This is a genomic window from Streptomyces sp. NPDC002490 (genome assembly GCF_040296045.1).
Lineage (GTDB): Bacteria > Actinomycetota > Actinomycetes > Streptomycetales > Streptomycetaceae > Streptomyces.
Map to the genome: position 1 here is coordinate 20,114 of NZ_JBEOWM010000059.1, position 14,873 is coordinate 34,986.

Genomic DNA, 14,873 nt, shown 5'->3' on the forward strand with positions numbered 1-14,873 from the left:
GCGGGGGACGCGGCGGGAACGCCAGCGGTCCATCGGGGCCCGGGTGACCACGACCGCACGCACTGCCGCCCGGCGGGGCGCGGCGTGACGTCGATCGACGGGAGAGGAAGGTGGTGCGCGACGAACGGAGGAGAAACCCCGAGGAGGGGGAAAGGAGAGGCACCGGCACCGGATTCGGTGTACACACGTGCCACGTTGACGTTAGCACGCCGCGAGGAAAACGTCAGGGGGCGTGCAACGGGAATTCAGCGGGGAACGGAGCGCGTCCCTGCCGGGGGAGTGCGCCCCTGGCGGGCGCGCCCGCTCGGGTGGCGGATTCCGGAACCGTGCGTTACCCCGGGAGGGCGGGCCGCGTTTGACCGGCCGCCGGACGGTGACCGGACCGGGGCCCGCCCCGGGCGCCGTCACGGCGCCCTGACGAGAGGTGACCCCTTGCGAACGAACCCCCCGGCCCCCGGCCCTGCCGCCCCGTGCTCCCCCGAGTCCGGGCGCTCCGTCCCGTCCCGGGGCGCACCGCGCCGACGGGGCGGGCGCCTGCTGATCCTGGCCCTCGTGACCGGAATGCTCACCACGGGGGTCCTCACGGGCGGTGCGGCCGCCGCGGGCGCCCCCTCCGCCGCCACGCCGTGGCGGGTGCCCCGGCTCACCGTGATGCCGCTGGGCGACTCCATCACCCAAGGGGTCGGCAGCACCACGGGCGACGGCTACCGGGCCGTCCTGCGGGACGCGCTCGACGACCACGCCACCGACGTCGACTTCGTCGGCTCCCTCCGGCACGGCACCCACGCCGATGCCGACCACGAGGGCCACTCCGGCTACCGGATCGACCAGGTCGCAGGGGGCATCGGGCCCTGGCTGGCGGCGTCCCGACCCAACGTCATCACCCTGCACCTCGGGTCCAACGACATCAACCGCGACCACCAGGTCGACGGGGCGCCCGCGCGCCTGGCCGCACTGCTCGACCGGATCACCGCGGCGACCCCCGGCACCACGGTGCTCCTCGCCCCGCTCGTGCCCAACAGCAAGCCGGGGGTGCAGCCCCGGGTCGACGCCTTCAACCGGGCCCTGCCCGCCCTGGTGGCCGAGCGACGGCAACGGGGAGCCAAGATCAGACTGGTCGACTTCGGCGCCATCGGCGCCACCGACCTGGTCGACGGACTGCACCCGAACGACAGCGGCTACCGGAAGATGGCGCACGCGTTCCGGGCCGGCCTCGCCCGCGCCGCCCGCGCCGGACTGATCAGCGAGCAGGTGACCGTCGACCCGTCGGCACCGGTCACCAGCGCCGGCGCGCCCGCGGGGTGACCCGCGTCAGTCCGCGGACGGCCCGAGGGACCGCCGGAACAGCACCCCCGGGCCCCCGGCCATCGCCACGTCGCCGACCCGGGTGAATCCGGTGCGGGCCAGCACGGTCCGCGAACCCGGGTTCGCCACCGTGGCCCGGGCCCGCAGGGAGCGCAGTCCGTACCGGTGCGCCGTCTCGCACACCCGGCGCACCGCCGCCGTCGCCACCCCCGCTCCGGTGGCCCGCCGGGCGATCCGGTACCCCAGTTCCGCCTCGCCGTCCTCGATGTCGACCAGGTTCACCCGGCCCAGCACCTCGCCCGACCCGTCCACCACGACGTGGAAGCGGTGCCGTCCCGTGGCCTGCTCGGCGAGCAACTCCCGGTGCCGCACGGCGAACTCGGCGAAGTAGTCGTCACCACGGTCGCCGACCCAGGCGGCGAAGTAGGCGCGGTTGTCCCGCTCGAAGGCGTGCACGGCGTCCGCGTGGTCGGCACGGAGCAACTGGATCTCGATCATCGTCCCACGATAGGCCCGCACCCGAAGGAGTGAACGATCCCCTCGACGCCCCTCCACCGCCCCCGCCCGTGACCCGCGCCCGAGGGCCTCGGCACGGCCGGTGGGGGCGCGCGGGCGCCCCCACCGGGCGTGCGGGCGCCCCCGCCCCGCCGGGGGCGCCCCACGGACGGGAACGCGCCGTGCGCGCCGGGGTGGGCGGGTGTAGGAATGGTTCATGGCCGCCCGCTCCGGCCGCCCGCGCCTGGTTCCCCGCATGCGAACTGTCGCCGGTCAGGTCTTCCTCGTGCAGTTGGCGATCGTGGTGCTGCTCGTCGCGACCGCCCTGGTCGTGTTGGTGGTGCAGACCCACCGCGACGCACGCCAGGAGGCGGAGAAGCGCTCCCTGTCGGTGGCCGAGACCTTCGCCAGTTCGCCCGGGATCGAAGCGGCCCTGAAGAGCCCCGACCCCACCGCGATCCTCCAACCGCGGGCGCAGGAGGCGACCCGGCGCGCGGACATCGGCTTCATCGTGGTGGTCAACCCGCAGGGGATCCGCTACACCCACCCCGACCCCACCTACATCGGCGGACGGTTCGTCGGCGACCTCGACACCGCCCTCGCGGGCGAGGTCGTCGTCGAAACGGCCGACAGCGAGGTCGGGCGGATCGTCCAGGTCGTCGTGCCCGTCTACGGCATGTCCGGCGACGTCATCGGCGCGGTCTCCGCCGGGATGGCCGTCTCCCAGGTGCAGAACCAGATCGAGGCGCAGTTCCCGCTGCTGTTCGGGGTCGCCGGCGGGGTGCTGCTGCTGGCCGCGGGTGCCACCGCCCTGGTCAACCGGCGGCTGCGCCGCCAGACCCGCGGCCTCGGCCCGGCCGAGATCACCCGGATGTACGAACACCACGACGCGGTGTTGCACGCCGTGCGCGAGGGCGTCCTCATCGTCTCCGCGGACAGACGGCTGCTGCTCGCCAACGACGAGGCCCGACGCCTGCTCGACCTGGCACCCGACGTGGAGGGCCGGCCCGTCGCCGAGCTGGGCCTCGACGCGCCCACCACCCAGCTCCTGGAGTCCGGTCGCCCCGCCAGTGACGAGGTGCACGCGGTCGGTGACCGGCTGTTGGCCGTCAACCAGCGCCCCACCGACCTGCACGGCGGTCCGCCCGGCACGGTCGCCACCCTCCGTGACACCACCGAGTTGAGCGCGCTCACCGGCCGGGCCGACCTCGCCCGCGGCCGGCTCCGACTGCTCTACGACGCCGGCAGCCGGATCGGCACCACCCTGGACATGGTCCACACCTGCGAGGAGCTCGCCGAATTCACCGCCACCGACTTCGCGGACTTCGTCTCCGTCGACCTGGTGACCGCGGTGCTCCGGGGCGAGGAGCCCCCGGTCAGCGCCCGGGGGCGGGAGATGCGTCGGGTCGCGTTCGCCGGCCCCGAGGACGTCGACACCGCCCTCTTCCCGGTGGGCCACCGCATCCGATCGGTCGGCTCCACCCCCCTGGGCGCCCTACTCGCCAACGGCACCGCCGTCCTCGACCGCGACCTCGGCGCCTACACGGGTTGGCACAAGCAGGACCCCGAGCGGGCCCGTGCCGTGGTCGCCGCGGGCCTCAGCTCCATGATCGCCGTACCCCTGCGCGCCCGCGGAGTCGTGCTGGGCGTCGCCATCTTCTGGCGCACCGACCGGCGGGACGCCTTCGACGAGGAGGATCGTTCCCTCGCCGAGGAACTCGTCGCCCGGGCCGCGGTCAGCGTGGACAACGCCCGTCGCTACTCCCGCGAGCACACCATGGCCGTCACCCTCCAGCGCAGCCTGCTCCCGCACGGGCTCCCGGAACAGAACGCCCTGGTGGCCGCCATGCGCTACCTGCCCGCCCAGGCCGGCCTCGGCGGTGTCGGCGGCGACTGGTTCGACATCATCCCGCTGCCCGGCGGGCGGGTCGCCCTCGTCGTCGGCGACGTCGTCGGCCACGGCCTGCACGCCGCCGCCACCATGGGGCGGCTGCGCACGGCCGTCCACAACTTCTCCACCCTGGACCTACCGCCCGACGAACTCCTGTGGCACCTCGACGAGCTCGTGACCAGACTCGACCACGACGCGGCCGACGCCCCCGGCGCCGACGACCAGGGCCCCCGGGTCACCGGCGCCACCTGCGTGTACGTCATCTACGACCCGGTCACCGGACACTGCTCCATGGCCCGCGCCGGCCACCTCCAGCCCGCGCTGCTGCTCCCCGACGGCACGGCCAGCTTCGCCGACGTGCCCGGAGGCCCCCCGCTGGGACTCGGCGGCCTCCCCTTCGAAACGCTGGAGCTGCAACTCCCCGAGGGGACCCGCCTCGTCCTGTTCACCGACGGCCTGGTGGAGGACCGGAGCCGGGACATCGACGAGGGCCTCGAACGGCTGCGCACCACCCTGGAGGCCCACACCCACCGCACCGTCGACGGACTGTGCGAGGCCACCCTCGACGCCCTGGTGCCCGACCACCCCTCCGACGACATCGCCCTGCTGATCGGCCGCACCCGCATCTTCGGCGCCGACCGGGTGGCCGAGTGCGAGGTGCCCTCCGACCCGGCGGCGGTGGCCGAGGTGCGGGCCTTCGTCGAGCGCACCCTCGCCGACTGGGGCCTGGTCGAGGAGGCGTTCACCACCGAGCTCATCCTCAGCGAACTCGTCACCAACTCCATCCGCTACGCCACCGGCCCCGTCCACGTGCGGGTCATCCGCGACCGGTCCCTCATCTGCGAGGTGTCCGACCGCAGCAGCACCTCGCCCCACCTGCGGCGGGCCGCCACCACCGACGAGGGCGGGCGCGGACTCTTCCTGGTCTCCCAGGTCGCCGACCGCTGGGGCACCCGGTACACCGCCGGCGGAAAGGTCATCTGGACCGAACAGGGACTCTCCTGAGCGCCGGTCACGCCCCCGCGCGCGCCGGTCGTGCAGGCGTACGCCCCATCCCCCGTTCGTGTTGGTCGTGCGGCGCGCACGGGTCATCGGGGGACCGAGAACCGCGACATGGGCTGCGCGCCGCCCCCGGACGCGCTCTAATGACGGTTGTGGTGAGCGAAGGCGTGTCGCAACAGGGCATGACGGCTTCGGGGACCGCGACGACACCACGGGCGGCCCGCACCGCCGTGGTTCCGGGTGCGCCGGGCCCCGTGGGCGTGGCGGCCACCCGTTGCGTCGAGCGCGCCCTGCGCGCGCTGCCGAGCCGTCAGGACCCCCTCGGCCGGCTGCGGTCCGTCGTCGAACAGGTGCTGGTCTTCGCGCGGGCCACCCTCACCGCGGTCTACGTGCCCGACCCCAAGGGCGCCACCCTCACCCTCGTCGAGAGCGCGGGCGTCCCCCGCAGCCTGTACGGACTGCACGACCACTATCCGACCGCGGGCGACTCGCCGATGGCCGCCGCCCACCGGCTCGGCACCGCACAGTGGCGCACCGCCCTCGGCCACCCCGGCGGCCCGGCCGCCGAGCGGGGCACCGCGGTGGCCGCGCTGCCGCTCGACGGCGGCCTCCGCGGCACCGGCTGCCTGTTCGCCCTCACCGAACGCCCCGAGGGCTTCGGCCCGGTGGACCGGGAGGTCCTCGCCCTGCTCGCCGCCGCCGTGGGCCGCACGGTCCCGGCGCCCGCCCGCCCCGACGACGCGCCCGGCGGCGACGGGCGCACCGGGACCTTCGGGCTCGCCATGGACAGCGGACACCTGGACGCCGACGAGCGACTGCTCGCCCTGTTCGGAATGAGCGCGAGCGATTTCGACGGTCGGGTGGAGACCCTGCTCGCGCTGACCCTCCCCGAGGACCTGCCGACCCTGATGTCCGTGGTGGAGGCCGACCACCTGACCATCGGCGACCGCGAACTCGACTTCCGGGTCCGGCGTTCCGCGGGGGAGCCGCGCTGGTTGCGGCTGCGCGGACAGGTCGTCACCGACGGCCTCGGCGGTCGGAGCCGTCTGATCGGTACGGTGGCCGACGCCGAGGCGCCGTGCTCCGGCAGCACCGACGCCGCCCGGGTCCAGCGCCTCGCAGCCGTCCTCGCCAACACGGCCACCGTGCACGAGACGAGTCAGGCCGTGGCCGGCGGGCTGCGCGGTCCGCTGCACGCCGACCGCGTCGCGCTGGCCGCACTCGACGGCGAACGGCTCGTCATCACCGCCCTCGACCCCCCTGACCCCCGGTCCTGGCCCGAGAACTGGCGCACCGCCTGGTGCTCCGAGTGGCCGGACGCCCCGGTGCGCGCCCTGCCGACCCTGGCCGCCGCCATCCGCGAGGGACGCCCCGCCCTCCTGGAGCCCACCGCCTCGCTCGAACCGCAGCTCACCGAGGTCGGGCCCGGGGCCCTCGCCGTGCTGCCGCTGCCCTCCCAGGGCCGCACCACCGGCCTGTGCCTGGTCGGTTGGGACACGACCCACCGGTTCGGCGCCGACGAACGGGCCTTCCTGACCGCCGCGTCCGGACTCGCCGGCCAGGCCCTGGCCCGGGTCCGGGCCGCCGACGCCGAACACGAACTGGTGGGCACCCTCCAGCGTTCCCTGCTCCCGCGCAGGCTGCCCGACATCCCGGGCGGTCGGGCGGTCGCCCGCTACCTGCCGACCGTGGCCGGGCTGGAGGTGGGCGGCGACTGGTACGACGTGATCCCGTTGCCCGACCGCCACGTCGCCCTCGTCATCGGTGACGTGCAGGGGCACAACGCCACGGCCGCCACGCTGATGGGCCAGATGCGCACCGCGCTGCGCGCCTACGCGATCGAGGGGCATCCCCCCGAGGTGGTCGTCGCGCACGCCAACCGCCTGCTCCTCGGCATGGACACGGACCTCTTCGTGACCTGCTGCTACGTCGACGTCGCCATGGACTCGGGTGCCGCCCGATGGGTCAGCGCAGGCCATCTGCCGCCCGTGCTGAGACATCCGGACGGCGCCACCGAAGCGATCACCGCGGACGTGGGCCCGCCGCTCGGGGTGGTGCCCCAAGCCGCCTACCCCACGAGCCCGCTGCACCTGAGGCCCGGAACGCTCCTCGCGCTGACTACCGACGGCCTGGTCGAATCGGCCACCTGCGAGATGGACGTCGGCGTGGCCCGGCTGCGGGACGCGCTCGCCACGTCCGACCCCGCGCACCTCGGGCTGGTCGCGGACACCCTCCTGGACGACGCCAACCGGGGCGACGACGTCGCCCTGTTGCTCCTGCGCTACGACGGTCCGCTCCCTTCCCCTTCCTGACGGGAAGGCGTTCGGGAAGGATTCAGACGACCGTCTCCCCGGCCCACCCGTTCCCCGGGGGCGGACGGCCCGGTCCGGCGCCGTCGAGCGTGACCACCCGGTCGAACCACCGGGCGGTCTCCTCGACGCTCAGCACCCGCTCCAGCACCAGATCGCCCGGCATGTTCGCGAAGAACCGTCCGGCCGGCCAACTCCGCGCGTACGGCATCGGATCCAGCACCAGCAGCCGCACCCCGTCGACCTCCGGGATCTCGGCCGGGGTGCCCTCGTTCCATATCTCCCCGCCGTCCGGCGCCGACAGCCGGAAGGTGCCCGCCGTCGGTGCCTGCCCGGGCACGTTGCGGCACACCGCGACCGCCTCCGCGCTGGGCACCTCTCCCGGAACGTGGCCGGCACCGGAGAGTTCGGCCGCCAGCAGGGTGTGCAGTTGGAAGTTGTCCGCCACCCCCGTCATCCGCAACCGGTAGCCCGTGCGCGTGGCCCGGTGCAGCACCACCAGGGGTTCGTCGTCGAGCACCAACAGGGCGTAGTTCAGGCAGGTGAGCAGGCCCTCGACGGTGGCCGCGATCCGCGCGGTCGTCGCCAGCAGTTCCCGACGGTCCCCGACCGCCTCGCGCACCGCCCGGTGGTTGAGCACCGCCACCGCGGCCGTTTCCCACCGCAGCAGCGCCCACCAGGCGTCCGCCACCTCCTCGCCCACCCGCGCGGCCACACCGCCGTGGGGGGTGCCCTCGTCCGGCAGCGGCAGCTCCCCGCCGCCCGCGGCCCGCCAGCGCTCGGGGAAGTGCACCGCGACGCCGAGCGTCTGGCGCACCCCGGCCAGCAGCCCCGGGGCGCACGCCACCGGGTCCGCCCCCAGTTCCACGCACGCGCCGATCAACAGCGCCACCCGGGCCCGCGGCGCGGTCGGCACCTCGGGTAGCAGCCCGGCGAGCCGCACCGCGGCGGCGGTGAGCTCGGTGCGCGAGGCGCACGCCGCCCGCTGGTGGAGCCTGCCGAGCGCGTCCTCTGTCGCCTGGGGGTCCTGGGTCCGCACGGCGGCTTCGAACCGGCCCACGGCACCGGCCAAGCGTGCTCTGCGGAAGATCATGCCCGCACGATAACCGTCCGTTGCCTCCGGTGGACCCGAACCGTGTCGATCCGTGGTCGAGGAGCCGAACGCAAGCCGTCAGAAGGACAGACCGGAGGCCGATCGGCGAACATGGCCAAGAACGCACCGTCCGAGCACACCCCGGTCGGACGGTCCGGACCAGGACACGCGCGGCCCCGCGCGGGAACGGGAGCGGATGTGTCGAGCACCACGGGAGTGACGGGAGCCGATCTGCTTGCGGACGCCTTCGGACGGGTCCGGGAGCAGGTGCACGAGGTCGTCGAGGGGCTCGCCCCGGACGCGCTGACGGACAGGATCGACCCGGAGGCCAACTCGATCGCCTGGCTGGTGTGGCACCTCACCCGGGTCCAGGACGACCACGTCTGCGCGGCGGCGGGGACGGAACAGGAGTGGACAAGGGGGGACTGGGTCACCCGTTTCGACCTCCCGTACGCCCGCCTCGCGACCGGATACGGGCACTCGTCCCGTCAAGTGGGACGGATGCACGTCACCTCGGGTGCGCTCCTCGTCGACTACCACGACGCGGTGCAGGAGCGGACGGCCGGCTTCGTGCGCGCTCTGGACGGTCCGGCGATGGAACGCATCGTGGACGAGCGCTGGTCCCCTCCGGTGACCCTCGGCGTCCGGTTGGTCAGCGTGGTCGCCGAGGGACTCCAGCACGTGGGCCAGGCGGCCTTCGTCCGGGGGGTCCTGGAACGGCGCGACGGCTGAGACTCGCCCCTGCTCCGGCCCGTCGGTCGGCGGGATGTCGACGACGGTCGGCCGGATCCCAACTCGCTTGTAACAACTGGGCGTCGGGCGAGCGGATGCGGCTCAGGAGCACGGTGTGCCCGGCTGTAGGGTGCGCTGGTCGTGACCCCCTGTTCAGGGGGCCACCCGTCGTCCCTGGAGGTTTCATGAGGCAGAAAACCCGTGCGTGGCAGCGCTCGGGCGTCCTGGTGGTGGGCGCGGTCGTCGGGCTCGCACTCGGTGCGGCCCCGGCGGTCGCCCACAACCCCGTCTGGTCCGTGACCTGTTCGGAGGTGAGCGTCGACCTGTCCGACTACGCCGACTCCGCGGAGGTCACCAACACGGTGACCCTCACCGTCGACGGCGAGGAGCTGTTGCCGACGAAGGAGTTCGGCACGTCCTTCTCGGACCGCCTGGCCCTCCCCGCACACGATCGGGACGTCGAGGTCCGTCTCGTCGTCAAGGCCGGTGACGGCGAAGAGTTCGACGTGGACCAGACGAAGACCGCACCCGTGTGCCCGTCCCCCGCCCCCACGCGCACGCCCACCCCCGCGCCCGCGCCCTCGAACTCCGCCGCGGCACCGACGAGTGCGCCGCCGGCGGAGCCCGAGCCGACCCGTTCCCCGAGCGCCGCCTCCCCGGAGCCGGCGGGGCAGGAACGGAGCACGCCCCCCGACCAGGACCTCGCCGCCACGGGCAGCTCCAGCGCCACCCCGGTGATCGCCGGCGCCGCCGCGCTCGTGCTGCTGGCCGGCGGCGGCATCATGTTCGCCGTCCGCAAGCGCCGGACCACCCGCGACTGACCCCCGCCGTGCCCCGTGGCCACCCGGCCGCGGGGCACGGCGGCACCGCCCGTGCGCACCCGCACCCGAAAAGCACGTTGCGCGATCCCCGGGGACGACGGAGCATGCTGCGCGGACGGACACGAGGAACCAGCGAACCCGAGGGACGGAATCGAACGAGTGACGCGCAACGACGACGTGGAACGCCAGGTGCTCACCGGCACGGACGGCGGGCCGGTGCTGACCTACGTACGGGGCGAACGGGCCGGACGCCCCTGGGCCGACCTGGTGGAGGTCGTCGGCACCGCGGATCCCGTGCCGACCGTGCTCTCCCGGATGTCCGGCTGGGTGGTGTCCGGCAGCGTGGGTCTGGGCGAGGAACTGGTGGCGCACGGCGCCCGCGTCCTGCGCCACGCCCACGGCATGCGCCGCGAGCTGCGCCCCGCCCCGCCCGAGCCCGCGCCCCTGCCACCGGGGGTGCGCGCCGTCGCCTACGCCCATGACCCCCGCGCCCTCCTGCCCGCCTGGCGCGCCGCCTTCGGGCCCGGCCACCCGGACCACCACCCGGGCACCGACGAGGAGGCATTCCACCAACGGCTCGTCCCGCTCCTGGAGGGCGAGGTGCTGGGCCCCGTCCTGCCCAGCAGCGTCCTCGCGGTGGACGGCGGTGGACGGGTGCTGGGGGGCGTCATCCTCACCGACCGGGACGGACAGCCCTGGATCGCGGAGGTCTTCCGCGCCCCCGGGGAGCACCACCGGGGGCTCGGTGACGCCCTGCTGCGCCGTGCCCTGGCCGACGCCGCCGGGCGCGGGCTGACCAGCGTCGAACTGGTCGTCACGGACGGCAACCCGGCCCGCCGCGGATACGAGCGCCTCGGCTTCGTCCACACCCTCACCGCGCTCACCGTCGTGGTTCCCTGAGCGGTCCCGGGGGACCGCCACCAACCGTCGCGTCGGTCGTTTGACCGGAGACCCACCCGACCGATCAGGGAGAGCACCCAGTGAAGTTCCGCCACGTCACCCTGGCCGCCGCGACCGGAGCCCTGATGCTCTGCGGCGTCGCCACCGCCGCGGCCGAAGGCGCGCCGCGCGTCACGACCTCGGACAACGACACGGGGCGCTCCGTCGACCTGCGGAAGGAGACCGCGAACCTGACCCGCGACATGGACCGCAAGGCGACCGTCCCGCTGCACATGGCCCGCCACCTGCTCCAGCACCGAGCGGGGCGGTAGCCCGCCTCCGCCGGGCCCGCCGCCTCCGGGTGCCGGGCCCGGCGCACCGCCCTAGGCTGGTGGCGCCGGACACGACGGGGGGACAGGGAGGTCCACCATGCCGCGCCCCGTGTGGTCCGGAGCGATCACCTTCGGCCTGGTCACCATCGCCGTCAAGGTCGTGCCCGCGACGGAGGGCCACGGCATCGCCTTCCACCAGTACCACCGCACCGACATGGCGCGCGTCCGGGTCAAGAAGGTCTGCTCGATCGACGGCGAGACCCTGTCCGCCGACCAGATCGGGCGCGGCTTCGAGACCCCGGACGGAGACACCGTCGAAATCACCGACGACGAACTCGACGCCCTGCCGCTGCCCGCCGCCAAGGCCATCGAGATCGCCGGCTTCCTGCCCGCCGCGAGCGTCGACCCCCTGCGCATCGGCGAGGGCTACTACCTGGAGAGCGGCGCCGAGACGGCGGCGAAGCCCTACGTGCTGCTGCGCCGGGCCCTGGAACGCACGGCGAAGGTCGCCGTCGCCCGGTTCGCCTGGCACGGCAGGGAGCGCCTCGGACTGTTGAGGGTGAAGGACGACGTCCTGGTGCTGCACGCCATGAAGTGGCCCGACGAGATCCGTTCCCCGAAGGAACTGGTCCCGGAGGAGGTCCCGCTCGACGAGCGGGAGGTGGCGGCCGCCGTGAGTCTGGTCGAGGCCATGCCCGCCACCGATCCGTCCTCGTTCACCGACGCGTACCGGGAAGCGCTGGAGCGGGTCATCACGGCCAAGGCCGACGGCGCGGAGACCGCGGCGCCCCCCGAACGGGAGCCGGAGACCGGCGCCGAGGTCCTGGACCTGATGTCCGCGCTGGAGCAGTCGCTGGAGCGGACCGGGGCGAGCGCCGGCGGGTCCGAAGGCGGTGCCACCGTGCACGAACTGCCCCGTCGCTCCGGTCGCGGCCCCCGGGGCACCGGGAAGCGCCGGGCATCGGGCTCCTGACGACCGACGTCCCGAACGGACGTCGCAAGACGCCCGAACGGCTGCACTTCCCCCCGTTCACCGGGTCGCCGCGCCCGTTCCGTGCCTATCGTCGGAACGCCCCCGCAGGCTCGTGAACCCCAGGTCAGGAGGGAACTCCTCATGGTGCGGAGCAGATGGCGCAACAGCATGCTCGGAGAGTTGTCGGCCGAGTTCGCCGGAACCCTCATCCTCATCCTCTTCGGCTGCGGAGTCGTCGCCCAGGTGGTCGCCGCGGAGCTCGGCGACCACGACAGCATCGCGTGGGCCTGGGGACTCGGCGTCACCCTCGGCATCTACGTCGCGGGCCGACTCAGCGGTGCGCACCTGAACCCCGCCGTCACCCTGGCGCTCGCCGTCTTCAAGGGCTTCGAGTGGCGCAAGGTCCTGCCCTACGCGGCGGCCCAGACGGCGGGTGCGTTCGTCGCGGCCCTGCTCGTGCGGTGGAACTACAGCGAGGTGCTGGCCCAGGCCGACCCGGAGCACACCTTCAAGACGCAGATCGTCTTCTCGACGCTCCCCGGCAACGGCACCTATCCCATCAGCGAGTTCGGTGCCCTGCGCGACCAGATCATCGGGACCGCGATCCTCCTGTTCCTCATCTTCGCGGTGACCGACCTCCTCAACACCCCCCCGGGTGCCAACCTGGCCGCCCTGATCATCGGACTGGTGGTGGTCGCCATCGGCATGGCCTGGGGGGTCGACGCCGGATACGCCATCAACCCGGCCCGTGACCTCGGCCCCCGCCTGGCCAGCTACCTCACCGGATACGGCGAAGCCTGGCGGGACCAGTACGGCAACCTCTACTTCTGGGTGCCGATCGTGGGGCCGTTGATCGGCGGGGTGCTGGGAGCCTGGCTGTACAAGGTCCTCGTCGGACGGTTCCTGCCCCAGGCCGACGAGGAACCGCAGGAACCCGGTCGGGTGCCCGCGCCCGAGGGCGGTCGCTGAACCCTCCGGACGGCGGCCGGGGCCGGGGTGCCTCGACCGCACGAGGCGGGGAGCCCGACCGCGCGGATGTGAGGTAGCCGACTCCTCGTCGAATGAACCAACCGGTTCCCCTGCACGTATGAGCAGATGAGACCGGACCGGACCGCATCGCCGGTTCCCTCCCGGGGCCCAGCCCCGAACCGGAACCGCCGGTGCGGTCCTGCCGGGTGGACGCGTCCTTGCGGAGGCCCCCCATGCCCATCAGCCGAGACCCCGACACCGCCGTGCCCCCACCGGGCGACGAGCCGCCCCCGCTGTCCACGGCGCTCAGGCGGGGCGCGGTCACCGTCCGGGACAGAGCGGTCGTCACGGCGCTGGTCGAGGAGGGGGTGCTGCTCGGCCGGGCCGATGTGCGCCGGGCCCTGGTCGTCGAAGACGGGGCGGACGGGCCGCGGTGCGACTGGGAGGGGTTGGCCCGCCAGCTGTACGCCCTCGAACTCTCCTCGTCGGAGCGGGTGTTCCTCGCCTTACTCCTGTCCATGGTGGGCGTCCACCAGACGTCCCTCTCCCGGGTCCACGAACTCGACGAGGACCGTCTGATGGTGGTTCTACGCGCGCTGATCCAGCTCTCGGGGAACAGCCGGATCGCCGTGGGCACCCGAGTGTGACGCCTTCACCGTCTCCAACTCCACCGAATGGGGGGTGAGATGGCTCACGGGATCCGCTCTGAACGTCCCGTGCGCCCCGGGCGTACCTCCTGGCGTTCAGACGCTCCGCGGTCACCGTCGCCCTGGAGGCTTCGGCGACCGCGTTCCCCAGGAGGTCCCCGTTGAGTCACCGTCGCATCCGTCACCGCAAGTCCCTCGGGGCTGCGGCCGTCGTCATCGCCCTGGGCACCGCCGCCGCCGTCCTGCCGAACGCCAACGCCTCCCAGGACGAGGTGCCGACGCCCAGAACCCTCACCCCGCTCGCCGCGGCGGACCTCGACGCCCGGCTGACCGGGACGCCGGGGCCGGACTTCGGCGGCTCGTACTACGACGTGGACAAGCGGCAGTTGGTCGTCAACGTCGTCGAGGCGGACGGCGCCACCGCGGACCGGGCGCGCGAGGCGGGCGCCGCGGTCCGCACGGTCGACCACAGCGCCGACGAACTCCACGCGGCAACGAGCACGTTGGAGGACCGGGCCACCATCCCCGGCACCTCCTGGGCGGTCGATCCGGTCACCAACCAGATCCGGGTCACCGCCGACCGCAGCGTCACCGGCGACCGCTGGGACCGCCTGCGGCGCGTGGTCGACGGCCTCGGCAGCGGGGTCGCCCGGATCGAGCGGTCCGCCGGCGAGTTCACTCCGTTCGTCGAGGGCGGGGACGCGATCCTCGGCGGGGGCTCGCGGTGCACGCTCGGCTTCAACGTCACCACCAGGGACGGCGGTGCGGGCTTCCTGACCGCCGGTCACTGCGGGGGCGTGGGCACGCGGTGGACCGATCGCGCCGGTTCCCCGCTCGGCAGCGTGCGGCAGGCCACCTTCCCCGGCGCCGGGGACCTCGCCCTGGTGGCCTACGACGACCCGGGGCGGTCGGCGCCGAGCAGCGTCAACACCGGCGACGGCGGACGGGTCGCCATCGACCGGGCCGTCGAGGCGACCGTGGGCCAGCAGGTCCGGCGGATGGGCAGCACCACGGGCCTGCACGGGGGGCGCGTCACCGGTCTGAACGCCACCGTCAACTACGCCGAGGGCAGTGTCTCCGGCCTCGTCCAGACCGACGTCTGCGCCGAACCCGGCGACAGCGGAGGTCCGTTGTTCACCGCGGACGGCGCCGCCGTCGGACTGACCTCCGGTGGCAGCGGTGACTGCACCCGCGGGGGAGTGACGTTCTTCCAGCCGGTGCCCCGGGCCCTGGAGGCCTTCGGTGCCCGCATCGGCGGCGCCGGCCAGCCGTCGGCCGGGCCCACGACGCCGACCTCTCCGCCGCAGGACGGCGGGGAGGAGCCGGGCGAGGACTGACAGTGAGGATGTGACGTGGCTTCTCCGCTGGGTCTGACTCACGGACTGACCGACGCCGACTGGCTGTCCTTTGCGGGATTCGTCGGCC

General features: G+C 74.0%; 13 protein-coding genes. 11 read left to right on the forward strand and 2 right to left on the reverse strand.

The window, feature by feature from the left end; translation table 11 throughout:
• Positions 1-561 precede the first annotated feature (561 nt).
• Positions 562-1,305 (forward strand): SGNH/GDSL hydrolase family protein, encoded by a 744-nt coding sequence (locus ABT092_RS27090; RefSeq protein ID WP_351248397.1) that lies wholly within the window; start codon positions 562-564, stop codon positions 1,303-1,305.
• A 6-nt stretch (positions 1,306-1,311) separates the two neighbouring features.
• Here the strand turns inward: ABT092_RS27090 and ABT092_RS27095 are convergent, their stop codons facing one another.
• On the reverse strand, positions 1,312-1,803 hold the full coding sequence (locus tag ABT092_RS27095; protein WP_351248371.1) for a GNAT family N-acetyltransferase: 492 nt from the start codon (positions 1,801-1,803) through the stop codon (positions 1,312-1,314).
• A 214-nt stretch (positions 1,804-2,017) separates the two neighbouring features.
• Between ABT092_RS27095 and ABT092_RS27100 the strand changes: the two genes are divergently transcribed.
• Both ABT092_RS27100 and ABT092_RS27105 read left to right on the forward strand, forming a co-directional pair.
• Positions 2,018-4,696, forward strand: a complete 2,679-nt coding sequence (locus tag ABT092_RS27100) for a SpoIIE family protein phosphatase (protein ID WP_351248373.1) — start codon at positions 2,018-2,020, stop codon at positions 4,694-4,696.
• 179 nt (positions 4,697-4,875) lie between these two features.
• Positions 4,876-7,005, forward strand: coding sequence for a SpoIIE family protein phosphatase (locus ABT092_RS27105; RefSeq protein WP_351248375.1), 2,130 nt, complete (start codon positions 4,876-4,878; stop codon positions 7,003-7,005).
• A 22-nt stretch (positions 7,006-7,027) separates the two neighbouring features.
• Here ABT092_RS27105 and ABT092_RS27110 read toward each other — a convergent pair whose 3' ends face one another.
• Positions 7,028-8,095 carry a hypothetical protein gene (locus tag ABT092_RS27110; protein ID WP_351248377.1) on the reverse strand — a complete coding sequence of 356 codons (1,068 nt, stop codon included), beginning with the start codon at positions 8,093-8,095 and terminating at the stop codon, positions 7,028-7,030.
• A gap of 216 nt (positions 8,096-8,311) precedes the next feature.
• Here ABT092_RS27110 and ABT092_RS27115 point away from each other — a divergent pair, with 216 nt between their 5' ends.
• From ABT092_RS27115 to ABT092_RS27150, 8 genes are all read left to right on the forward strand, one after another.
• On the forward strand, positions 8,312-8,827 hold the full coding sequence (locus ABT092_RS27115) for a mycothiol transferase (RefSeq protein ID WP_351248400.1): 516 nt from the start codon (positions 8,312-8,314) through the stop codon (positions 8,825-8,827).
• Positions 8,828-9,012: 185 nt separating this feature from the next.
• Complete coding sequence (locus ABT092_RS27120) at positions 9,013-9,648, forward strand: LAETG motif-containing sortase-dependent surface protein (protein ID WP_351248379.1); 636 nt, start codon at positions 9,013-9,015, stop codon at positions 9,646-9,648.
• Between the two features lie 159 nt (positions 9,649-9,807).
• Complete coding sequence (locus tag ABT092_RS27125) at positions 9,808-10,548, forward strand: GNAT family N-acetyltransferase (RefSeq protein ID WP_351248381.1); 741 nt, start codon at positions 9,808-9,810, stop codon at positions 10,546-10,548.
• 80 nt (positions 10,549-10,628) lie between these two features.
• Positions 10,629-10,859, forward strand: coding sequence for a hypothetical protein (locus tag ABT092_RS27130; RefSeq protein ID WP_351248383.1), 231 nt, complete (start codon positions 10,629-10,631; stop codon positions 10,857-10,859).
• A 97-nt stretch (positions 10,860-10,956) separates the two neighbouring features.
• Positions 10,957-11,832 carry a non-homologous end joining protein Ku gene (ku, locus tag ABT092_RS27135; protein WP_351248385.1) on the forward strand — a complete coding sequence of 292 codons (876 nt, stop codon included), beginning with the start codon at positions 10,957-10,959 and terminating at the stop codon, positions 11,830-11,832.
• A gap of 141 nt (positions 11,833-11,973) precedes the next feature.
• Positions 11,974-12,801 (forward strand): MIP/aquaporin family protein, encoded by an 828-nt coding sequence (locus tag ABT092_RS27140; RefSeq protein ID WP_351248387.1) that lies wholly within the window; start codon positions 11,974-11,976, stop codon positions 12,799-12,801.
• 233 nt (positions 12,802-13,034) lie between these two features.
• The gene (locus ABT092_RS27145) at positions 13,035-13,448 is read left to right on the forward strand and encodes a hypothetical protein (RefSeq protein ID WP_351248389.1); all 414 of its coding nucleotides are present in this window, start codon (positions 13,035-13,037) and stop codon (positions 13,446-13,448) included.
• 161 nt (positions 13,449-13,609) lie between these two features.
• On the forward strand, positions 13,610-14,785 hold the full coding sequence (locus ABT092_RS27150) for a S1 family peptidase (protein ID WP_351248391.1): 1,176 nt from the start codon (positions 13,610-13,612) through the stop codon (positions 14,783-14,785).
• Positions 14,786-14,873 lie beyond the last annotated feature (88 nt).

What these genes read in the sequence shown, in the direction of transcription:
- ABT092_RS27090 (WP_351248397.1), top strand. Translation starts at nt 562, where the DNA reads ATGCTCACCACGGGGGTCCTCACGGGCGGTGCGGCCGCCGCGGGCGCC.
- ABT092_RS27095 (WP_351248371.1), bottom strand. Translation starts at nt 1,803, where the DNA reads ATGATCGAGATCCAGTTGCTCCGTGCCGACCACGCGGACGCCGTGCAC.
- ABT092_RS27100 (WP_351248373.1), top strand. Translation starts at nt 2,018, where the DNA reads ATGGCCGCCCGCTCCGGCCGCCCGCGCCTGGTTCCCCGCATGCGAACT.
- ABT092_RS27105 (WP_351248375.1), top strand. Translation starts at nt 4,876, where the DNA reads ATGACGGCTTCGGGGACCGCGACGACACCACGGGCGGCCCGCACCGCC.
- ABT092_RS27110 (WP_351248377.1), bottom strand. Translation starts at nt 8,095, where the DNA reads ATGATCTTCCGCAGAGCACGCTTGGCCGGTGCCGTGGGCCGGTTCGAA.
- ABT092_RS27120 (WP_351248379.1), top strand. Translation starts at nt 9,013, where the DNA reads ATGAGGCAGAAAACCCGTGCGTGGCAGCGCTCGGGCGTCCTGGTGGTG.
- ku (WP_351248385.1), top strand. Translation starts at nt 10,957, where the DNA reads ATGCCGCGCCCCGTGTGGTCCGGAGCGATCACCTTCGGCCTGGTCACC.
- ABT092_RS27140 (WP_351248387.1), top strand. Translation starts at nt 11,974, where the DNA reads ATGGTGCGGAGCAGATGGCGCAACAGCATGCTCGGAGAGTTGTCGGCC.
- ABT092_RS27145 (WP_351248389.1), top strand. Translation starts at nt 13,035, where the DNA reads ATGCCCATCAGCCGAGACCCCGACACCGCCGTGCCCCCACCGGGCGAC.